The organism is Roseibium album (assembly GCF_001404515.1).
Lineage (GTDB): Bacteria > Pseudomonadota > Alphaproteobacteria > Rhizobiales > Stappiaceae > Roseibium > Roseibium album.
Genome location: NZ_CXWE01000006.1, coordinates 557,854 through 579,671, shown reverse-complemented (window position 1 = coordinate 579,671; position 21,818 = coordinate 557,854). Strand labels below are relative to the sequence as shown.

Below are 21,818 nucleotides of genomic sequence, written 5' to 3'. Positions count from 1 at the left end.
CACCGACTTCGACGAACTCCTCTTCGGTGTTCGTATGCAGCGCACTTTCTAATCAATCCTTCTCAAGAGGTTTGATGGGAAACCCGGCGGAAACGCCGGGTTTTTCTTTTGGTTCTAGATTTTTTTGGGTCGAGTCGACACAATATTCGGCGATTTCGAGGCCCGCGCGGTCAAATGAAGGCAGGTTCTGACCCGTGGTCGCTGAAAAGTGCCATTTGATACTGCCAATCAGAGTCTTTTCAGAAAACTTCCAATGGCTTCATGAGTATCGGATTCCCAAAGGACCGGTGCATGGCCTTGTCCCTGAATTGTCTGGAGTTGCGCATTGGGATGCATCTGAAGCATTCGCACGCAGGTTTCGTGGCTTAAAAGGTCCGAATGTTCACCGTGAAGAATGAGAATCGGGCGATCTGTAAGTCTTTCGTAAAGCGGCCAAAGATCAGGCGCCGGCGTCGCGTCATCGAGACTTGCGAGTTGATGCGCCAGGGCAGGATCATAGTCCATGACAAATTCGCCATCGTGTTCCGATGCCAGTTGTCCTGCTAGTTTAAGCCATTCTTTTCGGCCAAATGACGGAAACTGTTGGCCGATCGTCCGCTCCAGGTTCCGTGCAACTTCTTCCATGGAATTGGTTTTCATATTGCGACCGAGTGTTGCGGCGATCCGGTGAATTGCCTTCATCTCGATATGAGGCCCAATATCATTGAAGATTACGCCTGCCATGCGGTCCGCCGGAAATCGAAACGTCATGGCAAGCGCATGCAGTCCGCCGCGTGATGTTCCAAGCACGGCAAAACGACCCAGGCCGAGTTCCTCGATCGCAAGAGCAATATCGTTTTCTTCTACCGGAAGGGCATAGTTCCTCCAGTCTTTGTCCCAATCGCTTTTTCCTCTTCCACGATAGTCAAGAGCAACTACGCGATAATGTTTTGATTGAAGAAATTGTGCAATATCATTGAAATCACGGGAATTTCGAGAAAGACCGGGCAAGCAGAGAATCGGAGGATTGGTGTTGCCCGGAGCAGTGTCGGTGGGACGCCAATCCTGCCCGTACAACTGAAGGCCGTCGGAACTCCGCCACGTGAAGTCAATAGGTTCGGGGGTGGCAGGCACGGCGTTCGATTGCGCTTCTTGTGGCGCAGTGACCATGAAAATCTCCAAACGTTCTCATCTCGATTTTCAAAAGATAGTACCGATTTTTGGAAGACCGCCAACAGGAGAGACAGGTGTGAGCGCCTCAGGATCGTTGAATGTGTCGCTTAAAGGGCGCATTCGGCCAAGGAAAACACCATGGAACAGCAGGAAACGCCAAGCAAGCATTGCCCCTTTTGCAGCAGGTGAGTATGTTGCGCGTCCATTGAGACCGGTCGAATTCCGTTCATCGTAAACACCAGAGTCATCCAAGAGGAAACCGAGATGTTCAAAGGCTCCATTCCAGCGCTGATTACCCCGTTCAAGGACGGAGCGCTCGATGAGAAACGGTTTCAGGAACTTGTGGATTGGCAGATAGCCGAAGGGTCGAACGGCTTGGTTCCTGTTGGAACCACTGGCGAAAGCCCGACCCTTGGTCACGATGAGCATAAGCGGGTAATCGAACTATGCGTTGAAGCTGCGGCTGGCCGCGTGCCCGTTATTGCCGGCGCAGGATCGAATAACACGGTCGAGGCGATTGATTTTGCCCAACATGCCGAAAAGGCAGGGGCGGACGGCTTGCTCGTTGTAACACCCTACTACAACAAGCCAAATCAGGCGGGCCTCAAGGCACACTTCAAGGCCATCAACGATTCAGTTGGCTTGCCCATCATCATCTACAACATACCAGGCCGATCCGTAATCGACATGACACCGGAGACGATGGCGGAACTGTTTGAGAGTTGCGCAAATATCAAGGGTGTCAAGGATGCGACTGCCGACCTGGCGAAGGCCAGCCGTCAGCGTCATTTGTGCGGTTCTGAATTCATTCAGCTTTCCGGCGAAGACATTTCGGCCCTTGCGTTCAACGCACATGGTGGTGTCGGCTGCATATCAGTGACAGCAAATGTTGCCCCGCGCCTGTGTGCAGAATTCCAGGCCGCGACGCTTGCTGGCGATTTTGCAAAAGCACTTGAGTACCAGGACCGTTTGGCGCCGCTGCACCGCGCCCTTTTCCTGGAGCCAAGCCCAACCGGAGCGAAATACGCTCTTTCGCTCCTGAACAAGATCGAAGAAGAGCTTCGCCTGCCGCTCGTGCCGGTAACCGAACCGACAAAAGTCGAAATTCGAGATGCGATGGCACATGCCGGTCTGATCAACTGAATTTGCGGGGGATTGCCCCTGAAGGACGAGAATGGCTTCGAAAAAAGGCGGCGATCCGGGAAGAAAAATCATTTCGGACAACCGGAAAGCCCGATTCAACTATGAAATCGAGGATACGCTGGAAGCGGGGATCGAGCTGAAGGGCACGGAAGTGAAATCCCTGCGCACCGGCAAGGCGAATATTGCCGAATCCTACGCGGCTGAATACGCCGGTGAGATCTGGATCTACAACGTCTACATACCGGAGTATCTCCAGGCCAACAGGTTCAATCACGAACCCCGTCGCCCCAGAAAACTTCTTCTGCACAAACGTGAAATCGGCAAGCTTGCCGGTGCCGTGCAGAAGGACGGCAAGACAATTGTGCCACTCAAGCTTTATTTTAACGAGCAAGGCCGGGCAAAGCTCGAAATCGCCCTTGCGCGGGGGAAAAAGCTGCATGACAAACGCGAAACCGAAAAGAGACGCGACTGGCAGCGCGAGAAATCCCGCCTTATGAAGAACTTGGGTTGAGAGTTGTTTTCCACATGTTGACAACCGGGCATGTGCTCGATTTCCCTGCCTGTTGAAAAGTTGCGGATAACGTGTGGATCGTCTGTGGGTTAGTTGTGCAGACGCGAATGGACTGCCCTTGGCTTTTCCCGTGGATTACCTGAGAACAGGCTCTGGATAATCAATGGCCTTGCAAGATTGGATTTCCTACGTCATCAAACTTGATAAGATGCCCCGGGCGTTTTCGGAAATGGGCATTGGGCGCCTGGTTTTTCGATCCACAAGAACATGAACGAACCGGCCGTGGGCCGCAGTTTCCGGCTCTTCGCCGGCAAACAAACCGACACGGAAGACGATAGAGCTGGAGCCGAGTTTTTCAATTTTCAGGCCTGCGGAAACGACAGAAGGGAATGTCAACTCGGCGAAGTAGTGACATCCTGTTTCGACAACGAGAAAGACTTCAGGGCTCGTCCGTGGGTCCAGGAGACCGTTTGCGACATACCAGCCGTTTACGGCCGTATCGAAAAAGCTCAGGTATTGCACGTTGTTGACATGCCCGTAGATGTCCACATCCATCCACCGCGTGGGGATATCCCGAAACGCCTTGAAGTCTGATCTTGAAAGTGGGCGTTGGCGCACGGCCTGTGGATAACTTGTGGAGTTCATAAAGCGGCTTTGTAAATTTCGAGAGCATCCGTTTCCGTCAGTTCGCGTGGATTATTGACCAGAAGACGGGTCTGCATCATCGCGCTTTGCGCCAGTTTGGGTAGATTGCTCTCCGTGATGCCGACGTCGCTTAGCCGGGTTTGCAATCCGATTTTCGCCGAAAGTTCCGCCAGTCTTTGCGCAAATGCCTCGGCACGGTCTGCTGCGTCTGAAGTCTCTGACAGGTCCGGAAACAACGCGGTTGCGATTTCGGAATAAGTGTCTGCAGCAACGCTGTTGTTGAACCTCAGGACATGCGGCAGAACAAGCGCGTTCGACAATCCATGCGGGATATGGAAAATGCCGCCGAGCGGATAGGCCAGCGCGTGGACCGCAGCAACCGGAGAGTTTGCAAAAGCCATTCCCGCCATCATTGAACCGGCAAGCATTGCGCTTCTTGCGTTGACATTTCCGGGTGAAAAGACTGCCGTCTCGATATTGGCCCCAAGTAGGCGCAGTGCTTCAATCGCCAGCGATCTTGAGACAGGATTGTTGTTTGCCGACTTGGATGCATAGGCCTCGATCGCATGGACCATGGCATCAATACCGGTAGCGGCCGTTACGGCAGCAGGAAGCCCGAGTGTCAGGGACGGGTCAAGAATGGCAATGTCAGGCAGCAGGAGCGGCGAGACAACGCCGCGTTTTTCTTCCTCGCCAACGGTGACGATTGAGATAGGAGTGACTTCCGAACCCGTTCCTGCTGTTGTCGGAACAAGCACGAGAGGCAGGCGCGGACCTTTTGCATTTCCAATGCCCCACGCGTCGTCGAGGTTTTCGTTGCTTTTCGCAAGCAGTGCGACAAGCTTCGCAACGTCAAGGGAAGACCCGCCGCCGAAACCGATGACGGAAGTCGCTCCGTGCGACATTGCAGCTTCAGCTGCGGCTTCGACGAGTGATCGAGGCGGATCGGCTGCGACGTCTGTGAAATGGCCAAAATCATAACCGCATGCCTTCAGCATGGCCTCCGCCGGCGAGAGCAGTCCCAGCGACAGGATGATGGGATCCGTCACGATAAACGGGCGCGGACCAAGGCAATGTGCAGCCAGTTGATCAATCTTCGACGCCGCACCATTTTCAAGAATGATGCGTGGGCTGGTGTTGAATGTGAACGAACCGGTCATGTCTTCCCCGATTTTTTCCAGACAGACAGATTGCCTGCTGGAAAACGATCCGTCGAGGGGGAAGTCGTCATGAATCGGGCGGTTGGCCTTTTGATCAGGGATGCATGCGTGCACCCTTGGTGATCCTGTCGGCAGTTTTCCGGTCGGCGTGAAGCGCCAGGCCGACGACACTTGCCTCTTCGGGAGTGTATTTCCCGAATACCTCCCGGTTGGCGGCATCATGTCCGGTCGAAAACATCTCTTCGACATAAAGGCTCGTCCGGACGCCGCGCTGGAGAGATCGAGCATGGATCTTTTTCAGAAGAGCTTCATCGGCGCCAAGAACAATGATCGGCTGAACGCTCATCGGGTGATAGCTGTTGCCTGCAGCGTCGCGGTAGTTCTCTCCGATAATCCCGGGGGCCGCGGACGCAATGCCTGTTGAAAGAAATGCTGTTACGTTTAGTTTCTGCCACACGGCCAGGTCATCCCGTACAACAACGACGAATTTGGTAGCAAACATGGGTGAAAACTCCACCAGGGGGATTCGAGAAACGAAGGTCTGCAAGAACCTAGAGGCAATCGAAGCAGATGGTCTTGAACGTTTGTGCGGCGAACGAACTGATGCAATCCGCATGGCGCCTGCGGAGGAGGGTGTTGAGCGGATCGAGGCAAGGTTCCGCGGTAACGGGTTCAACCCTCACAGACATGACACCTATGCGATCGGTCTGACGCTCAACGGTGTGCAGACTTTCAGATATCGCGGCGAGGCACGCGCATCGTTGCCCGGGCAGATAATCGTGATTCATCCCGACGAGCTTCATGATGGTGGGGCAGGGACTGAACGTGGGCTGCGATACCGCATGATCTATATCCAGCCGGAGGACGTGCAAACCGCACTTGGGCATTCAGGAACAATGGGTTTGCCGTTTGTCGATACACCGGTCTTGGCGGACCCGGTCTTCCGGCGGAGCCTTTCGGAGGGCCTTGAAGACATCGACCATGAGATGGGAGAATTGAAACGCAGTCATCTGCTTGCCGAACTCTCACAGTGTCTGAGCAAATTTGGCGGATCCGATTTGGGAAACAGACAGGCGATCGACTTGCCTTCGCTCAGAAACTGCGCCGAGTTTCTCAGGGAAAGTCATAAGGAACAGGTCCGGGTAGGTGATTTGGAAGGGATGACGAACCTCGACCGCTTCACCTTGTCGAGGCAGTTCAAAAGAGTTTTCGGAACAAGCCCGCACCGGTACCTGGTGATGCGTCGGCTCGAAACCGTGAAACGCCTGCTTGTTCTGGGAAAAACACTTGTGGAAGCGGCGGTGGAAAGTGGCTTTTCCGATCAAAGTCACATGACGAGACACTTCAAACGGGCATTTGGGATGACGCCCGGTATGTGGCGGCAGTTAACCGCCACCAACGGTCTTTCTTAACTGCAGGCTTCAGATACCTGGAGCGCATCCAATGAATGTCGAATCGTTTGGTGCCTGAATGCAGTTCACTCGGCAAGGTGTGTCACGAAAGACGATGCCATGTTTTCCGGCATCCGGCCCTAGCCAGTCTTTTCTCCCGCTGATTGCGGTGGCTTCCGTTTGTCGTGGGCACAAACCGACTGATCAGCAGAAGAAAGCGCGTAAGCGATCCGACATTCCGTCGATGCGCGCTAGAGTTTGCCGGGACCGAACTTGTTTGAACGCGGGAAGCCGGTCGGCGGCAGGCGCCCGGCCTGGCCCCTGTCTCCGCGCCAATCGGTAAGTTCTTCCAGCGAACGGGTAAAGCTGCGTCCTGAACTGTTGATCCAGGTAAGTCCCTCTTCGCCGGAGAAAACCCTGATGTCGGACACATTTCCGTCCCTGTAACGCTGCAGCCGCACGCCGCGGCCCCTGCCCATTTGCGCGATCTGAGCAAGTGGGAAAACCAGCAATTTCCGGTTTTCGCCGATGATCGCCACCTGATCTCCAGTGGCATCGACACAAAGGGCTGCTTCCGCCGGGGCCGTCAGGTTGAGCACCTGCTTGCCCTTGCGGGTGTTTGCAATGACATCATCCTCGCTGACGACAAAACCGCGCGCCTCGTTGTTGGACAAAAGAAGCTTTCGCCCAGGTTTGTGAACGAAGGCATTCACCACATCCTGCGCTTCGTCCATCTCGACCATGAGACGGATCGGTTCGCCGTGTCCGCGCCCACCCGGCAAACGATCAGCTCCGAGGGTGAAGAACTTGCCTCCGGTCGAGAACACGAGGATCTTGTCTGTCGTCTCGGCATGGAAAGACAGTTTCAGCTTGTCGCCCTGTTTGAAGGTCAGGGATGACAAATCGCTCTGATGCCCTTTGAGGGCACGGATCCAGCCTTTTTCCGAGATGATGACGGTTATCGGTTCCTTTTCGATCATCGCCTGCTGAATGTCGACCAGGTCCGCTTCCGGAGCCTCCGACTTGTCGGTGCGCCGTCTGCCGATTTCCGTTTCAGGTCCATAGACCTTGGAAATGTCGACAATTTCCTTGGAAATTCGGGTCCATTGACGGGCGTCTGAGCCGAGAAGTTTCGTGAGCTCGTCCTTTTCATCGGTGAGTTTTCCGTGCTCCTTGCGGATCTCCAGTTCCTCAAGTTTGCGCAGGGATCTCAGGCGCATGTTGAGAATGGCTTCCGCCTGGACGTCGGTCAGTTCAAAGGTCCTGATCAGTTCGGCCTTGGCATCGTCTTCCTCACGGATGATCCGGATCACCTCGTCCAGATTGAGGTAGGCGATCAAATAGCCTTCCAGAACCTCGAGTCGATGGTTGATCTGGCCAAGTCTGTGCTCGGAGCGGCGGACCAGAACAACTTTGCGGTGATCGAGCCATTCGCGCAGCACCTGTTTCACGCCCATCACCATGGGCACCTTGCCCATGGAAAGAACGTTCATGTTCAAGGAGAACCGGTTTTCCAGGTCGGTCAGCTTGAACAGGGACTCCATCAGGATATTTGCGTCGACATTGCGAGAGCGCGGAACCAGAACAACGCGGATATCTTCGGCAGATTCATCGCGAACGTCGTCGAGCAATGGCAGTTTCCGGGCTGTCAGCAATTCGGCAATCTTTTCGATCAGGCGCGACTTTTGAACCTGGTACGGAATTTCAGTGACAACGATCGCCCATTGCCCGCGGCCAAGATCCTCGACCTCCCAGCGTGCACGCACGCGGAAACTGCCACGTCCGGTCGCATAAGCTTCGCGGATGGAGCCCTGGTCGGAGACAAGCAGGCCACCGGTCGGAAAATCCGGTCCCTTGATATGCTCCAGCAGTTCGTCAACTTCCGCCTTCGGATTCTTGATCAGGTGCAGGCATGCCTGGCAGAGCTCAAAGGCGTTGTGCGGCGGGATCGATGTTGCCATGCCGACGGCGATGCCTGAGGAGCCGTTGCCCAGGAGGTTCGGGAATCCGCCCGGCAGGACAATCGGTTCCTTGTCTTCGCCGTCATAGGTCTCCCGGAAATCGACGGCATTTTCGTCAAGTCCGTCGAGCAGTCGCTTGGCCGTGTCGGTCATGCGCGCTTCGGTGTACCGCATGGCAGCAGCATTGTCGCCGTCGACATTGCCGAAATTGCCCTGACCGTCGATCAGCGGATAGCGTTGGGCAAAGTCCTGGGCGAGGCGTACAAGTGCATCATAGACGGCCTGATCGCCATGCGGATGGTATTTACCGATGACATCGCCGACCACGCGAGCGCATTTCTTGAAGCCTGCGCCGGGATCCAGTTTCAAAAGACGCATCGCATAGAGAAGACGCCTGTGAACCGGCTTCAGCCCGTCTCGGACATCCGGCAAGGCCCTGTGCATGATGGTCGACAGTGCATAGGCGAGGTAACGTTCTTCCAGCGCATCGCGAAGGTTGATCCCTTCAATGCCGCTCGGTGGTGGTGTCGTCTCTTTTCCCATGTCTGTTTGCTATCTGTTTCCCATGGCCCGCGCAATTCGCCCGAGCCGATTTGGCGTGCGAAACCGCAGATTTTCAACGGTTTTTAACATGGTCACAAGCTGTTTGAACACGTGAACGAATTCGATCGGCCTCAAACTCACGAGATCCCGCACTCGAAGGAAGCGAAAAGTCCGGTTGCTCGCAAGAGGTGAACATGTCAGCTTCCCTTGGGAGTTTTCGAGAATTTCTTCCTAGGCTTGTAGTTTGAGAAGAAACTGAGGGTTTTCATCGCAGCAATGAGTGGGAAATTTGAAACATAAACTGTTTTCGTTTGGCCTGCCGTTTCTGTTTATGTTTGCAGTTGCCGGTGGGGAAATTGGAAACGCTTGGCTGGGTGATACCGCTAGCCGGATGAAGTCTTTCAGCAGTTCCTCTGGCAGCATGCTGCCGACCCTGGAGATCGGTGACCGCTTTTTGGTACGGTTGCCGATTGCAGAATTTTACAGGGATCTCGCGAGCGCCTACAGCCCTGAATACCTTCCAAACTTCAGAGTGCATCAGGGTGACATCGTGGTTTTCAAATTGCCAAGTGACTTCACGATTGTCTATGTCAAACGCGTAGTCGGCTTGCCCGGTGACACAATCCAGGTTCTGGATGGTGTTGTTCATATTGACGGAAAGCCGATCAAACGGGAACGTATCGACGACTATATCGGGATGTCTTCATCGGGAGCGGTTCGGCACGTTCCCCGCTTTCGTGAAACCCTCCCAAATGGGGTGTCCTATGAAACGCTTGACCTGACGAAACAGGGACAGTTGGACAATACGCGGGAATACAAAGTTCCGCTTGGTCACTACTTCTTGATGGGTGACAATCGGGACAATTCCGTAGACAGTCGGGTTTTGACCCGCGTTGGTTTTGTTCCCGCTGAAAATCTGATCGGGAGAGCAACAACCGTATACGTTTCAGGAAAAACGAACGATATCGTCTGGCGCTCGCTGAAACCGCACATGAATGACTGATGTCTAATCTAGGAAATTCCAGGGAAAACTCTCGCGATACCGTCGTTCCAGGGCGCTCATGACCTGCTCGCGTGTGCCACCGTCGGTACCGTCACGCTCCCGTAAATGGCGTGATACGAAGAAGCTTGTCAGCTCAAAGCCTTGCGTGACATCGGTCCATGTCAGCTCACTTCCAGCCTGGCGCTGGCCATCGACAAGAAACGAGGGCAGGGGAAGCAGCTTGTCGTGATAGGGCTTGCCGGCCTCCCGGCTGACCGCACGCGCGGATTTGGGCGAGACATAGACCAGGTCATCCTTCTGGCCCGTCGCGGCGCAAGCCTCCAGATCAAGGCCGGTTCCAAGGTCCCGCAACAGTTCCAGTTCGAATCGGATCAGCAGAGCGGCTGCGGCATCGGGTTCGTCAAGATGCTCCAGAACCACGTTCAGGGCGTCGTAAAGGTGCGGGTAGGGGTGCCGTTCCGGCAATAATCGCAAAAGGAATGCGAGATGCTGCAGACTGGCGAGGCCGATCGCTGTCGTCATGAGTTCGCCGGCACGCAGTGTCTGCGCTTCGAGCTGGAAATGCCCGAGGTGATCCGGCAGGCGCGCTTTCCAGGTCAGATCCAGTTCGTTGCCGGGTTGCAGAAAGGGCCGGTTGCGTTGGGAGCGGCCACCCCGGACAAGGCCCAGGTGCCGGCCATGATCGAGGGTCAGGGCCTCCAGAATGATGTCGTTTTCGCCGTGCTTGCGTGTGGTCAGTACCACGCCGCGGCTGGTCCACTCCAAGTCCAATACCCTACGCTAGATTTGGCCGATTCAAGACTGGATTCGACCTTACCCTCAATCACTTCGGAAATTCGAGACCCATCTCCCGGTAGCGTTCGGGATCGTCGGCCCAGTTTTCGCGCACTTTCACGAAAAGAAACAGATGCACGGGGGTCTCGATGATGTCGGAGAGTTCTTCCCGGGCAGCCTTTGAGATTGCCTTGATCGTCTGCCCGCCCTTGCCCAGAACAATGCTTTTCTGACTGCTCCGTTCAACATAGATGGTCTGTTCGATGCGTGCGGACCCATCCTTGCGTGTCTGCCACTGTTCGGTTTCCACCGTTGAGATATAGGGCAGTTCCTGATGCAGGCGTTCGAACAGTTTTTCCCGGGTGATTTCAGCGGCCAGAATACGCAGCGGCAGGTCGGACGGCTGGTCGTCCGGGTAGAGCCAAGGTCCTTCAGGTACCTTCGAGGCGAAGTGATCGAGTATGGTCGCGATACCGTCTCTGGTAAGGGCCGAGACCATGAATGTTTCCTCGAATTCCAGATATTCGTTGGCCCTTTGCGCAAGCTGCAGAAGCTTTTCCCGCTTTGCGACATCGGTCTTGTTGAGGATCAGAACCTTGGGCACGGACTGGCTCTTGAGGCGCTTGAGAATGTTTTCAACCTCCTCATCGATCCCCTTGCGCGCATCGATGAGCAGAGCGATCAGGTCGGCGTCGCGGGCGCCGCCCCAGGCAGTGTCGACCATTGCCCGATCGAGACGGCGCTTCGGCTTGAAAATTCCTGGTGTGTCGATGAAGACCAGTTGCGCAGAGACGTGCATCGCGACACCGCGTACGATCGAGCGTGTTGTCTGCACCTTGTGCGTGACAATCGAAACCTTGGTGCCGACGAGTTGATTGATCAGGGTCGACTTGCCCGCGTTGGGAGCGCCGATCAAAGCTATGAACCCGGCCTTCGTGTCGCTAGGCATCTGGGCAAGCGGTTCAGGCAAGGGAATGTCGAACCGGCCTTTCGGCGGCACAAACCCTTCATCCTCGTCAATCGGTTCGCCTGTGTCGTTCTCGTCGCTCAAAATACTGTTATTCCTTCCAGACGCCTTCCCGGCGCAAGACTGCTTCAGCGGCGTTCTGTTCCGCGATACGCTTCGAGCCGCCCTTGCCCTCGCCGGACGCCAGCCCCCGCACGATCACCGAGACGGTAAAGCTGGGTTCGTGGTCCGGGCCGTCGCGCCCAGTGACTTCGTAATGTGGCGTCGGCAGGCTCTTCGATTGAGCCCATTCCTGCAGCGTGGTCTTGGCATCGCGCAACGGGCCCGTCCACGATAACATACGCGGTTCCCAAAGGCGCTTTACAAAGTCTGCAGCCGCCTCAAAGCCGCCGTCCAGGTAAATGGCGGCAATTACGGCCTCACAGATATCGGCCAGCAGTGCCGTCTTTTTTCGGCCGCCGGTTTGCGCTTCCGCTAGTCCGATCCGCATGGCATCGCCGACGCCGAGCTCTTGCGCGATTTCGGCGCAGGTTTCGCGCTTGACCATGTGGTTGAATCGCCGAGCGAGCTCTCCTTCATCCGCCTTTGGAAAATGCAAGTGCAGCATGGAAGCAATTGCAAGGCCGAGCACACGGTCGCCAAGGAATTCGAGCCGTTGATAGCTACCTGATACGGTTTCTGACGGGGCTAGGGCACTTGCGTGTGTCAGGGCAACCCTGAGAAGCTCAAGATCCCTGAACTCGTACTGCAAGGCCGCCTTGAGCGCCGATACCGCGTTTTGTTTTGGCTTTTGTGTCATGCAGCCTGCTTTTGGCCATGGGGCAGTCGGGCCTCCACTCGGCTATTCCTCAGAGCGTTCTGCCGATGCGATCCCAGCGCACTGTCCATGGCCAGCTCCAGATGTGCCACGCCGGCTTACCGTCACCAACCGAGAAGAACAGAATTTCGGCGCGTCCCATGAAATTTTCAAGTGGCACATATCCGACTTTGGCCAGAACCCGGCTGTCAATCGAGTTGTCCCGGTTATCGCCCATCATGAAGAAGTGACCCTCCGGCACCTCGTATTCACGCGTATTGTCCAATTGCCCGCGTGTCGTCAGTTCGAGCGTGTCGTAAGAAACGCCGTTTGGCAGGGTTTCACGGAAGCGGGGAACGCGGCGGACTGCACCGGATGGTGAAGTCTCGATATAGTCATCGATTTGCTCCCGCTTGACGGGTTCTCCGTTGATATGGACCACGCCTTCCAGAACCTGGATCGTATCGCCTGGCAAACCTATCACACGCTTGATGTAATCGATTGAGGTGTCTGTCGGCAATTTGAACACCGCTACGTCACCACGCTCGGGTTCCTCGGACCAGATCCTTCCTGAAAACGGAACAATCCCGAATGGAAACGAATAGCGCGAATAGCCATAGCTGTATTTGGAGACGAACAGATAGTCGCCGATCAGCAACGTATCCTTCATGGATCCGGAGGGAATGTTGAATGGCTGGAAAAGGAACGTCCGCACAATAAGGGCAAGAAGCAGTGCCTGAACTACGACCTTCACAGTCTCGTAAAGACCGCCGTCCGTTTCTTTCTTGTTTTCAGACACGCTCATAATATCCCTTGAAGCAATTGTTGGCGGTTCAGATTCTCGTGGCCGTACCCGAGCGGAACTCTTAACGGTTCACGTCGGCGGAAGCAATGCGACGAACACCGTCAAAGTCGCTGTTCATGCAGAACCTGTTGATGGGAGTTCTGGCCAGCGGGACGGCCAGGCGGAAATGACGGAAAATGCCTGCGAGAGCGGGAATTTGTCCGGGATGGTCAGATCGATTGTGGTCCGGAAACCACTCGGTATCATGGCAGCAAGACGCTTGGCGTTGGACGCAGCCCGCTCAGTGCGTCTGTCGGACCTGGTCCGTTCAATTTCGGTAAAGACCCTGTTTGTGAAACGGTCGCCGATCCGTTCCAGGGTTTGTTCGATCCGCCGAATATCGATCCGGCCGCCGCCGATTCCCAAGATCATGAGTCTTTGATCCGTCTTTGAAGTGTCTGCGACGCTTTATTTGGGCAGGTTTTGGGAAAACTCAACCATTGCCGTCTTCTTCAACGGTTGAAGCAGGTGCGGAATAAGGAGTTTTGTCGGTGTTTGCCAGTGTCTGGCGCCTGCGGCGTTGATAGACTTCCACACTCTTGTAAACGATGACATATGAAAGCGTGCCGACAACAAGACCGAGAGGAACTGCTCCGATAAACATTGGCTTGAGCATGGGCCAGAGGGCATCGAAAGACTTTTCGAACAGACCTTCCTGAAACCTCTGGTGAACCTGATGCGGATCCGCTTTCGGAGCTCTTCCATGCAGGATCCACTGGCCGATCTTGAAAGTGAAAGCCCAGATGAACGGAAACGTGAGGGGATTGCCGATTGACGTTCCGAGCGCGGCGGCAATCATGTTTCCGCGCACAATGTAAGCAGCGCCGAACGCCGTCAGAAAGTGGAACCCGACCAGGGGCGTACAAGACGCAAAGGCACCGGCAGCAAATCCGACTGCAATAGCATGCGGGGTTGCGGTAAGTCTGAGGACCCGTTTGCCGAAATATCTCGTTGAGCGGGCCCAGCTGTTCCGGGGCCAGACCGCAACGCGCAGGCGCTCGATGCGCGATGGTCTATTTCTGCGTTGGAACAGCATGAATTGGTTTCTTGTCCTGTCAGGTCGTTCTTGTTCAGCTCAGGCCGCGGCTTCCCGGTTTTATGGCCGGAAGAGCTGCCAGTTCGGGTGGCAGGTTATCCGGCTCGTAAGCCGGTACCTTGTATTCGGCCAGTGCGATGATCGGAACCGACGCATCAGCTTCGCCACCGGACCGGTCGATCAGGCAGGCCACGCCAAGGACTTCAGCACCAAGAGCTTTCAACGAGGTTACCGTTTCCCGGCTCGATAGACCTGTCGTTACTATATCCTCAACGACAATCACTCTTGCCCCTTTGGGAAGATCGAAGCGGCGGAGCCGGAATTCGCCGTCTTCGCGTTCGACCCACATGGCCGGGACACCCAGATGACGTGCCGTTTCATACCCGGGAATCAGACCGCCGAGCGCAGGGGAGATGATGTAGTCGACATCATCAAGACCGGCATCCCGGATCTTGTCTGCCAATGCCTTGCAAAGTTTTTCGGTCTTGTCCGGATACATGAATACCCGTGCCTTTTGAAGAAAGACGGGGCTGCGCAGTCCTGATGTCAGGATAAAATGCCCTTCCAGGATTGCGCCGGCTTCGCGGAATAAGGACAACACTTCGTCGCGGTTCATGAATCAGGATCCCTGTTAATCTGCATCTTATCCGTTGACCCGGTTGACGCTTGAAACATTCGGCTTTGAACGCAATTGATTGATAATACGGTTCAGGTGTTTCAGGTCCCAGACCTCCAGGTCAATGATCATTTGGTGGAAGTCAGAGGCCCTTTGGACCATCTTCACATTATCGATATTTCCGCTGTTCTCGCCAATGACCTGTGCAATTGCAGCCAGAGAGCCGGGCTCGTTTGCAGCCGAAATATCCAGGCGCGCCGGAAAACGCTCCGGGTTGTTGATATCAATGTCCCAACGCACGTCCACCCAACGTTCGGTCTGGTCATCGAATTCCTTGAGCGACGGCGATTGTATCGGATAGATGGTCAGTCCGTCCGAAGGGATCAAGATGCCGACAATCCGATCTCCGGGAACGGCACCGCCATCGGGAGCGAAACTGACCGGAATGTCACCTGACAATCCACGGATGGGCAGGGCAGGACCTTCGCCGAGATCGGTTTCATGGTCTGACCGGGATTTGCCGTCTTCCAGGTCACCGGGAGGGATCCGGAACTTCAGACCGTGACCCTGCTTCAGGCCGAACCAGCCTTCTTCCATTGGCGGACCGGATATCGCAACCCTCTCGTCCTGATAGTCCGGATGGGTCGACTTCAAGACAGCTTGCGCGCTGAGATCGCCCCTGCCGACGGCGGCCATCAGGTCGGCGACGCTCGACTGATGGTGTCTGCCCAGAACCGCTTCAAGAAGATCTTCTGAAAACGCCTTGTCCGCGCGTGCGAACGCCCGCATCAGAATGTGTTCACCCAGAGCGCCATATTGTTTGCGGACGGATTCGCGGGTCGCGCGCCTGATCGCGGCGCGGGCCTTGCCGGTCACTGCGATCGCTTCCCAGGCCGGAGGAGGTGTCTGGGCGGGCGAGCGGATAATTTCCACCTCGTCGCCGTTGTGAAGCTCTGTCACGAGCGGCATGATCTTGCCGTTGATCTTGCAGCCGACACAGGTGTTGCCGATGCCGGTGTGAACCGCGTAAGCGAAATCGATCGGGGTTGCGCCGCGCGGAAGGGCGATCAACCGGCCTTTCGGTGTGAAACAGAACACCTGATCGTGGAACAGTTCCAGCTTGGTGTTCTCAAGAAATTCTTCAGGCGTATCGCCCTGCGCCAGCAGTTCCGTGGTGCGGCGCAGCCATTCAAAGGCACGGCAGTCTTCCGTATGGCGCGCAATATTCCTGCCGCCGAACTCGCCATCCTTGTAAAGCGCGTGGGCTGCAATGCCGTATTCTGCGACCCGGTCCATGGAAATTGTCCGGATTTGCAGCTCGACCCGCTGTCGTGAAGGGCCGACGATTGTTGTGTGGATTGACTTGTAGTCATTCTGCTTCGGCGTGGAGATGTAATCCTTGAAGCGCCCGGGAACCGTTGGCCAGGTCGTATGGATCACGCCGAGGACGCGATAGCAGGCTTCGACGGTTCCGACCGTTACACGGAAACCGTAAATGTCGGAGAGTTGCTCAAATCCAATGGCCTTGCGCTGCATTTTACGGAAGATCGAATAGGGGCGTTTTTCGCGTCCCGTGACCTCGGCCGCCATGCCGCGTTCGCTGAGGCGTTCGGTCAGCGTCGTTTCAATGTCGGCAATCAGGTCCCGGTTTTTCTCCCGCAGATCCGCAAGCCGGTCCGTGATGGTTTCGTAGGCTTCCGGGTTGAGGATATGAAAGGAGATGTCTTCCAGCTCCTCACGCATGTCGTGCATGCCCATGCGTCCGGCGAGCGGGGCATAGATTTCCATTGTTTCTTCGGCAATCCGGCCGCGCTTGTGCTGCGGCATGTGCTGCAGGGTGCGCATGTTGTGCAACCGGTCCGCAAGTTTGACCAGCAGGACACGCACATCGTCCGCGATGGCGAGCAACAGCTTGCGGAAGTTTTCTGCCTGCTTGGCCTTTTGAGAGACCAGATCAAGTCGCTTGATTTTCGTCAGGCCCTCGACCAGTTTGCCGATCTCCTCACCGAACAGGGAGTCGATTTCAGCCCGGGTCGCGTCCGTATCTTCGATGGTGTCATGAAGAAGGGCGACTGCAATGGTTGCGTCATCCAGCCGAAGATCGGTCAGGATCGCAGCGACTTCGAGGGGATGTGAAAAATAGGGGTCGCCGGATGCCCGCATCTGGGAGCCGTGCTTTTGCATGGCATAGACATAAGCCTTGTTGAGCAAGGCTTCGTCAGCTTCCGGATTGTAACGCGTAACTCGTTCAACGAGTTCATATTGACGCATCATGGCCGCAACCGACCCAGAAAACCGGCTGAGATATCAGTCGGATAAAGAAAATCCGCCTGAAACAACGCGGGAAAACATCCGCAATTCAGGCGGGAACTGGACGAAAAATCAGACGTCGTCGGTCCGCTCCGGCGGAACCAGACCTTCCAGACCGCGCAACAGATCTTCCTCGGACATGCGGTCGAATTCCACCGCACCGTCGTCCACGTTGTTGACCTGGGTCACCTGATGCTGATTGGCGGACGGAACAACCGGCACAGCTTCTGTCTCGGGTTCGTCCACTTCCACGAACTTCTGAAGCGAGTGGATCAGGTCTTCTTTCATGTCTTCCGGGCTGACGGTCTGCTCGGCGATCTCGCGCAGCGCAACGACGGGATTCTTGTCATTGTCGCGATCAATTGTCAGCGGCGAACCGCTAGAGATCATGCGAGCGCGATGCGCAGCAAGCAGCACCAGCTCAAACCGGTTTTCGACCTTGTCGATGCAGTCCTCGACGGTCACGCGCGCCATTCGACGTCTCCATAGGCTAAATGAACTTGAAAAAACAGCGTATAGAGATCACTATTCGAAAAAGCAACCCCTTGTCGGATTTGGGAGGAAAACGTCACTTTTAGCAGGGTTTTTATCGATTTTTCTTAGCTCCACTCGCTTTTGCGTTGCGGCGGTCCAATATTATAGTGTAGGGCACTACTGCGGACCTACAAGAATCAACAGGGTCGGTGGGAAAAACAAAACAATAAGCTGAGTGAAGCGGCAATGTGCGGTAGGTGTCATCTCAGCAAAAATGCGTTGACCTTATTGGTAGACATGAACGACTGCGGCTGCGGGTGCCGGACCGTTGGTGACTCTCCTTGAAGACGCATTTAACTCGGAAAGGTTTCATCTAATATGTTTGACGCTCGAGAAAAAGTTGCTTTGTTCATTGACGGAGCCAACTTGTATTCGACGGCCAAGGCGATCGGTTTTGATATCGACTATAAACGGCTGTTGAAGGAGTTCCAGGGACAGGCATATCTTTTGCGCGCGTATTATTATACTGCGCTGATCGAGGATCAGGAATACTCGTCCATTCGGCCACTTATAGATTGGCTGGATTACAACGGCTACAAGGTTATTACCAAGCCGGTAAAGGAATTCGTCGACAGTGCCGGAAGACGGAAAGTCAAAGGCAACATGGATATCGAACTTGCTGTCGATGCCATGGAACTTGTTGAAACAGTTGACCATATCGTTCTGTTTTCGGGTGATGGCGATTTCAGATCGCTGGTAGAGGCGCTTCAACGCAAGGGGCGCAAAGTCAGCGTGGTGTCCACCTTGAAAACCCAGCCGCCCATGATTGCCGACGATCTTCGCCGTCAGGCGGATCATTTTATTGATCTGGCAAGTCTTGCCAACAAGATCGGCCGGGATCCGTCGGAGCGTCCGGTGCGCCCGCAAATGGCACCGCAGATGGACCACGACGACGAGGACGACTACTGAGTTCCCCTGATGTCTGGACTTGAAGGAAATACCGGTCCGGTCGATCCACCCATGGATTGTCCGGACTGTCCGCGTCTGGTGGCGTTTCGCGAAGAACTGCGGGCGGTGCATCCTGATTGGCACAATGCCCCGGTGGCTTCATTTACGTCAAAAGCACCGCGGCTGCTCATCATAGGTCTGGCCCCCGGCATGAAAGGGGCCAATTGTACGGGACGGCCTTTCACCGGGGACTATGCCGGCGATCTTCTTTATCAAACCTTGCTTGAATACGGATTTGCACAAGGCACTTATCTGGCACGGTCAGATGACGGGCTGACACTTTGCGACGCAATGATCACCAATGCAGTCCGCTGCCTTCCCCCTCAAAACAAGCCAACCGGGCCGGAGATCAGGACCTGCAGGCCCTACCTGCTGTCCACCTTGGCCGCCAATCCGTCCATCCGCGCAGTGCTTGCGCTTGGCCGGATCGCGCATGAGACCTTCCTGTCCGCCCTTGAATTGCGACGTGCCAGTTTTCCGTTCGCTCATTGCGCGGAACATGACCTCCCGGGACATGATATGTCGCTTTTCGACAGCTATCATTGCTCCCGATACAACACCAACACCGGCCGTCTGACCGAAGACATGTTCCGGTCGGTTTTCGACAAGATCCGCACTCGTATTCCCGAGGCCTGACAACCGGTCTGCAGACTGGTCAGGTTTCAGAGTTCGTTGCCTCGGTGTCTGCGATGGTCCAGCCGTTGGGGCCGAGATGCTCTTGAGGTCTGAAGCGCGCCTTGTAGGCCATCTTCGCTGATCCTCCGACCCAGTACCCGAGATAGACATAGGGAAGGCGCATTTTGCGTGCGCGTTCGATGTGATCCAGGATCATGTAGGTGCCGAGCGCCGTGTCGGTGTAATTGGGGTCGTAAAAGGAATAGACCATGGAAAGCCCGTCGGACAGTTGATCACTGAGCGCAACGCCAAGCAGAGGGCCGTCGCCGGTTCCGGTAACGAAACTGTCTGGTCCCCTTCTGCGATACTCGATCACCAACGTTTCGACATGGGTATCCTCGACCATCATCGCGTAATCGAGAACGCTCATTTCGGTCATGCCGCCGTCTTCATGACGTTCCTGCAGATAGTCCCTGAACAGATCGTATTGTTCCGCAGAAGGGCTGGCCGGGAGCCGTGCACCGATCAGCTCTGAACCGGTTTTCCAGACACGTTTGAACGATTTGCTCCATTTGAAATCGTTGACGCGGACCCGAACGGAAACGCACGCCTGGCACTGTTCGCATGCCGGGCGGTAGGCAATATTCTGACTGCGCCGGAAACCGCCCTGCGTCAGAACCTCGTTGAGGGCCGGGGCACCATGTCCCACCAGATGCGTGAACACCTTACGCTCCTGCTTGCCGTCCAGATAAGGGCAGGGCGCAGGCGCGGTAAGATAGAATTGCGGATGGTCTGTTGGGTGGCGTGTCACCGTGTTGTCCCGAGATACCTCAAATCTTGTTCTACATCCCGTAATACCATGGCGCGACCAACGAGAAGGTCAACCATAAAATAAGCGCAAGCGGCGCTCCAGCCCGGATGAAGTCGCTAAATCTGTAGTGACCCGGACCCATGACGATCAGGTTGGTCTGATAGCCCACCGGTGTTGCGAAGGAAGTATTGGCCGCGATGATCAGGCAGACCACGAATGCTTCCGGCGGTTGTCCGATCTGGTTGGCCAGGTTGATGGCGATTGGAGTGAACAGAACGGCGGCTGCATTGTTGGAAAGAAAGTTCGTCAGTACCATGACGATGAAGAAAAGTGCCGACAAAATTGTCGCTGCCGATGCCCCTTGCAGCACGTAAACGAGCCCTGTGGCAATTGCGGTTGCACCACCCGTCGCTTCCAGCGCGACTGCCGCGGCAAGCGATGCGCCGACGAGCATGAAGATCCGGCTGTCGATCGCCCGCATGGCCTGGCGAATGTTGAGGCAACCAGACGCAATCATCGCAAATGTGCCGCCGATGGCAGCCGATACGATCGGGACCAGTCCGGTAGCGGCCAGAATGACCACACATGCAAAAATGGCCAGTGCTCGTGGCGCGTAACGCCGGCGCGGCACCTCCGTTGTCGACCAGTCCAGAAGAAGGACGTCCCTGTTGCCACGCAGGCGTCCGATCTCGTCTTCATTTCCGGCGACCAGCAGAACGTCTCCCGCTTCAAGCCGGATGTCGTTCATTGCCATGCGCGGCATGCGACTGCGTCTCTGAATGCCCATGACGAGACAGCCTGTGTCGGCATAAAACCCCGATTGCGGCAAAGTTCTGCCCATCAGTCTGGACGCGGGCGCGACAACCACCTCGGCAAGGCTGATGGAGCCAGGCTGAACCGGCTGCTGATCTCGTCCGGCGCTACTGTTTTCCGCGTCGGTCTCCATCAGAGGCTGGCGGCGCGCCAGCGCGTTTGCAAGCGCGTTCCGTGTCGCTGCGACGATGACCGTGTCCCCCGGCGACAGAACCACGTTTTCGAACGGTGGCAGGATGGGTTTTTGCCCGCGTTGAACCAGTCGGACGGTCATGTCCTTCAGATTGGGGAACATGCCCGAGACAGCCTCGACCCCGACAAGGGGATGTCCGTATGTGATTTCGATCTGGGCAATGAACTGCTTGCCCGAAGTTGGTTGGAATTCCTCTGCCATGGTTTTCCGTGTGGTCATCAGATACGGCATGACGAAGAACACATAGACCGCTCCGGCGCTCGCCACGATCAGACCGATCGGCGTGAAACTGAAGAAGGTCAGCCTGAGATCGGAGGTCTGCGCAGCGTAGTTGGCGACCAGAAGGTTGGTGGACGACCCGATCAGCGTGATCATGCCACCGAGAATCGCAATGAACGACAGCGGCATCAGGACACGGGAAGGCGACTGCCCGACCGTGGCGGCAACTGCGGTCAGGATCGGTAGGAACATGACGACAACGGGAGTGTTGTTCAGGAAGGCGCTGAGAACGGCCACAGCGAGCAGTATCGGAATGGTCGCAAACGCCGAGCGGCCGCGTGTCATCCTCACGATTGCCTTTGCCGGCCCTTCCAGCGCATCCGTCTGGAACAGTCCCTGGCCGATGATCAGCAGGCAGATCACGGTGACCAGCGCGGGATTTGCGAACCCGGTGAGAAAATCGGCGGTGGTTACGGCCTTGCCGTCAGGTGTTTCGACCGGAAGAACAGAAAAAATGACAATGAACGCGGTCACTGACCCCAGAGCGACCGTTTCAATCGGATAGCGCTCCAAGGCGTACAGGATAACGGTCGACGCGATCACCAGAAAGGTCAGCGCCATCGCAATATCAACTGAGTGCATTCACCTGCCCAATGCCAGTCTTGACGAACGCACAGTTTAAAACAGGCGGTCCGCTCATTGAAAGAGCTTATGATAGTGTTTGCGTCTGATACGCGTTGGATTGGCTCTTGCCAACATAAGGTTGGAAAAAATACTGGCGAAGGACGGCATGTCTGGCGTCAGGGACACCCTGACAGAATTCGAACAGTGTC

22 protein-coding genes are annotated in these 21,818 nt (G+C 55.7%); 6 read left to right on the top strand and 16 right to left on the bottom strand.

The features are described 5' to 3' along the window. Positions 1 to 228: 228 nt before the first annotated feature. A complete protein-coding gene (locus LA5095_RS22430; RefSeq protein ID WP_055118917.1) occupies positions 229 to 1,149 on the bottom strand; it encodes an alpha/beta fold hydrolase in 921 nt (306 codons plus the stop codon). 267 nt (positions 1,150 to 1,416) lie between these two features. Between LA5095_RS22430 and dapA the strand changes: the two genes are divergently transcribed. Continuing rightward, entirely contained in the window at positions 1,417 to 2,295 is an 879-nt protein-coding gene (gene dapA / locus LA5095_RS22420; protein WP_055118914.1) for a 4-hydroxy-tetrahydrodipicolinate synthase, read from the top strand. A 31-nt stretch (positions 2,296 to 2,326) separates the two neighbouring features. Continuing rightward, on the top strand, positions 2,327 to 2,806 hold the full coding sequence (gene smpB, locus LA5095_RS22415) for an SsrA-binding protein SmpB (RefSeq protein WP_029062434.1): 480 nt from the start codon (positions 2,327 to 2,329) through the stop codon (positions 2,804 to 2,806). A 186-nt stretch (positions 2,807 to 2,992) separates the two neighbouring features. Here the strand turns inward: smpB and LA5095_RS22410 are convergent, their stop codons facing one another. The 3 genes from LA5095_RS22410 to LA5095_RS22400 all read right to left on the bottom strand — a co-directional run bounded on the left by LA5095_RS22410 (position 2,993) and on the right by LA5095_RS22400 (position 5,113). Beyond that, entirely contained in the window at positions 2,993 to 3,451 is a 459-nt protein-coding gene (locus LA5095_RS22410) for an acyl-CoA thioesterase (RefSeq protein WP_055118912.1), read from the bottom strand. Beyond that, positions 3,448 to 4,611: an iron-containing alcohol dehydrogenase gene (locus LA5095_RS22405; RefSeq protein ID WP_055119077.1), complete on the bottom strand. Its 1,164-nt coding sequence runs from the start codon at positions 4,609 to 4,611 to the stop codon at positions 3,448 to 3,450. Before LA5095_RS22405 ends, LA5095_RS22410 begins: the two co-directional genes overlap by 4 nt. Before the next feature lie 94 nt (positions 4,612 to 4,705). After that, a complete protein-coding gene (locus LA5095_RS22400) occupies positions 4,706 to 5,113 on the bottom strand; it encodes a DUF2000 family protein (protein ID WP_055118910.1) in 408 nt (135 codons plus the stop codon). On the opposite strand from LA5095_RS22400, the gene LA5095_RS22395 reads away from it, so the two are divergent. Further along, on the top strand, positions 5,112 to 6,023 hold the full coding sequence (locus LA5095_RS22395; RefSeq protein ID WP_055118908.1) for an AraC family transcriptional regulator: 912 nt from the start codon (positions 5,112 to 5,114) through the stop codon (positions 6,021 to 6,023). The genes LA5095_RS22400 and LA5095_RS22395 overlap by 2 nt on opposite strands. A 230-nt stretch (positions 6,024 to 6,253) precedes the next feature. Here the strand turns inward: LA5095_RS22395 and parC are convergent, their stop codons facing one another. Further along, positions 6,254 to 8,506 carry a DNA topoisomerase IV subunit A gene (gene parC / locus LA5095_RS22390; protein ID WP_055118906.1) on the bottom strand — a complete coding sequence of 751 codons (2,253 nt, stop codon included), beginning with the start codon at positions 8,504 to 8,506 and terminating at the stop codon, positions 6,254 to 6,256. 391 nt (positions 8,507 to 8,897) lie between these two features. On the opposite strand from parC, the gene lepB (LA5095_RS22385) reads away from it, so the two are divergent. Continuing rightward, positions 8,898 to 9,509 carry a signal peptidase I gene (gene lepB / locus LA5095_RS22385; RefSeq protein WP_208992813.1) on the top strand — a complete coding sequence of 204 codons (612 nt, stop codon included), beginning with the start codon at positions 8,898 to 8,900 and terminating at the stop codon, positions 9,507 to 9,509. 3 nt (positions 9,510 to 9,512) lie between these two features. Here the strand turns inward: lepB (LA5095_RS22385) and recO are convergent, their stop codons facing one another. The 9 genes from recO to rpoZ all read right to left on the bottom strand — a co-directional run bounded on the left by recO (position 9,513) and on the right by rpoZ (position 17,326). Continuing rightward, positions 9,513 to 10,274, bottom strand: a complete 762-nt coding sequence (recO, locus tag LA5095_RS22380) for a DNA repair protein RecO (RefSeq protein WP_055118903.1) — start codon at positions 10,272 to 10,274, stop codon at positions 9,513 to 9,515. A gap of 58 nt (positions 10,275 to 10,332) precedes the next feature. After that, a complete protein-coding gene (gene era / locus LA5095_RS22375; RefSeq protein ID WP_082442845.1) occupies positions 10,333 to 11,232 on the bottom strand; it encodes a GTPase Era in 900 nt (299 codons plus the stop codon). A 109-nt stretch (positions 11,233 to 11,341) separates the two neighbouring features. Next, positions 11,342 to 12,049 carry a ribonuclease III gene (gene rnc / locus LA5095_RS22370; protein WP_055118901.1) on the bottom strand — a complete coding sequence of 236 codons (708 nt, stop codon included), beginning with the start codon at positions 12,047 to 12,049 and terminating at the stop codon, positions 11,342 to 11,344. Positions 12,050 to 12,098: 49 nt separating this feature from the next. Continuing rightward, the gene (lepB, locus tag LA5095_RS22365) at positions 12,099 to 12,851 is read right to left on the bottom strand and encodes a signal peptidase I (RefSeq protein WP_029062424.1); all 753 of its coding nucleotides are present in this window, start codon (positions 12,849 to 12,851) and stop codon (positions 12,099 to 12,101) included. Positions 12,852 to 12,965: 114 nt separating this feature from the next. After that, complete coding sequence (locus tag LA5095_RS22360) at positions 12,966 to 13,262, bottom strand: holo-ACP synthase (RefSeq protein WP_055118898.1); 297 nt, start codon at positions 13,260 to 13,262, stop codon at positions 12,966 to 12,968. A 61-nt stretch (positions 13,263 to 13,323) separates the two neighbouring features. Then, complete coding sequence (locus tag LA5095_RS22355; RefSeq protein WP_055118896.1) at positions 13,324 to 13,926, bottom strand: DUF2062 domain-containing protein; 603 nt, start codon at positions 13,924 to 13,926, stop codon at positions 13,324 to 13,326. A 34-nt stretch (positions 13,927 to 13,960) separates the two neighbouring features. After that, positions 13,961 to 14,542 (bottom strand): orotate phosphoribosyltransferase, encoded by a 582-nt coding sequence (gene pyrE / locus LA5095_RS22350; protein WP_055118894.1) that lies wholly within the window; start codon positions 14,540 to 14,542, stop codon positions 13,961 to 13,963. Between the two features lie 27 nt (positions 14,543 to 14,569). After that, a complete protein-coding gene (locus LA5095_RS22345) occupies positions 14,570 to 16,816 on the bottom strand; it encodes a RelA/SpoT family protein (protein WP_055118892.1) in 2,247 nt (748 codons plus the stop codon). Between the two features lie 108 nt (positions 16,817 to 16,924). Continuing rightward, a complete protein-coding gene (rpoZ, locus tag LA5095_RS22340) occupies positions 16,925 to 17,326 on the bottom strand; it encodes a DNA-directed RNA polymerase subunit omega (protein WP_055118889.1) in 402 nt (133 codons plus the stop codon). A 378-nt stretch (positions 17,327 to 17,704) separates the two neighbouring features. Here rpoZ and LA5095_RS22335 point away from each other — a divergent pair, with 378 nt between their 5' ends. Further along, entirely contained in the window at positions 17,705 to 18,295 is a 591-nt protein-coding gene (locus LA5095_RS22335) for a LabA-like NYN domain-containing protein (RefSeq protein WP_029062418.1), read from the top strand. Positions 18,296 to 18,304: 9 nt separating this feature from the next. Next, a complete protein-coding gene (locus LA5095_RS22330; protein ID WP_055118887.1) occupies positions 18,305 to 18,970 on the top strand; it encodes a uracil-DNA glycosylase in 666 nt (221 codons plus the stop codon). 19 nt (positions 18,971 to 18,989) lie between these two features. On the opposite strand, the gene LA5095_RS22325 is transcribed toward LA5095_RS22330, so the two are convergent. Both LA5095_RS22325 and LA5095_RS22320 read right to left on the bottom strand, forming a co-directional pair. Beyond that, positions 18,990 to 19,760: an arginyltransferase gene (locus LA5095_RS22325; RefSeq protein WP_055118885.1), complete on the bottom strand. Its 771-nt coding sequence runs from the start codon at positions 19,758 to 19,760 to the stop codon at positions 18,990 to 18,992. A gap of 31 nt (positions 19,761 to 19,791) precedes the next feature. After that, a complete protein-coding gene (locus LA5095_RS22320) occupies positions 19,792 to 21,627 on the bottom strand; it encodes an SLC13 family permease (protein ID WP_055118883.1) in 1,836 nt (611 codons plus the stop codon). Between the last annotated feature and the right edge of the window lie 191 nt (positions 21,628 to 21,818).

Coding starts and splice junctions, on each gene's coding strand:
- LA5095_RS22430 (WP_055118917.1), bottom strand. CDS start 1,149: ATGGTCACTGCGCCACAAGAAGCGCAATCGAACGCCGTGCCTGCCACC.
- dapA (WP_055118914.1), top strand. CDS start 1,417: ATGTTCAAAGGCTCCATTCCAGCGCTGATTACCCCGTTCAAGGACGGA.
- smpB (WP_029062434.1), top strand. CDS start 2,327: ATGGCTTCGAAAAAAGGCGGCGATCCGGGAAGAAAAATCATTTCGGAC.
- LA5095_RS22410 (WP_055118912.1), bottom strand. CDS start 3,451: ATGAACTCCACAAGTTATCCACAGGCCGTGCGCCAACGCCCACTTTCA.
- LA5095_RS22405 (WP_055119077.1), bottom strand. CDS start 4,611: ATGACCGGTTCGTTCACATTCAACACCAGCCCACGCATCATTCTTGAA.
- LA5095_RS22395 (WP_055118908.1), top strand. CDS start 5,112: ATGGGTGAAAACTCCACCAGGGGGATTCGAGAAACGAAGGTCTGCAAG.
- LA5095_RS22400 (WP_055118910.1), bottom strand. CDS start 5,113: ATGTTTGCTACCAAATTCGTCGTTGTTGTACGGGATGACCTGGCCGTG.
- parC (WP_055118906.1), bottom strand. CDS start 8,506: ATGGGAAAAGAGACGACACCACCACCGAGCGGCATTGAAGGGATCAAC.
- lepB (WP_208992813.1), top strand. CDS start 8,898: ATGAAGTCTTTCAGCAGTTCCTCTGGCAGCATGCTGCCGACCCTGGAG.
- era (WP_082442845.1), bottom strand. CDS start 11,232: ATGCCTAGCGACACGAAGGCCGGGTTCATAGCTTTGATCGGCGCTCCC.
- rnc (WP_055118901.1), bottom strand. CDS start 12,049: ATGACACAAAAGCCAAAACAAAACGCGGTATCGGCGCTCAAGGCGGCC.
- lepB (WP_029062424.1), bottom strand. CDS start 12,851: ATGAGCGTGTCTGAAAACAAGAAAGAAACGGACGGCGGTCTTTACGAG.
- LA5095_RS22360 (WP_055118898.1), bottom strand. CDS start 13,262: ATGATCTTGGGAATCGGCGGCGGCCGGATCGATATTCGGCGGATCGAA.
- LA5095_RS22355 (WP_055118896.1), bottom strand. CDS start 13,926: ATGCTGTTCCAACGCAGAAATAGACCATCGCGCATCGAGCGCCTGCGC.
- pyrE (WP_055118894.1), bottom strand. CDS start 14,542: ATGAACCGCGACGAAGTGTTGTCCTTATTCCGCGAAGCCGGCGCAATC.
- LA5095_RS22345 (WP_055118892.1), bottom strand. CDS start 16,816: ATGATGCGTCAATATGAACTCGTTGAACGAGTTACGCGTTACAATCCG.
- rpoZ (WP_055118889.1), bottom strand. CDS start 17,326: ATGGCGCGCGTGACCGTCGAGGACTGCATCGACAAGGTCGAAAACCGG.
- LA5095_RS22335 (WP_029062418.1), top strand. CDS start 17,705: ATGTTTGACGCTCGAGAAAAAGTTGCTTTGTTCATTGACGGAGCCAAC.
- LA5095_RS22330 (WP_055118887.1), top strand. CDS start 18,305: ATGTCTGGACTTGAAGGAAATACCGGTCCGGTCGATCCACCCATGGAT.
- LA5095_RS22320 (WP_055118883.1), bottom strand. CDS start 21,627: ATGCACTCAGTTGATATTGCGATGGCGCTGACCTTTCTGGTGATCGCG.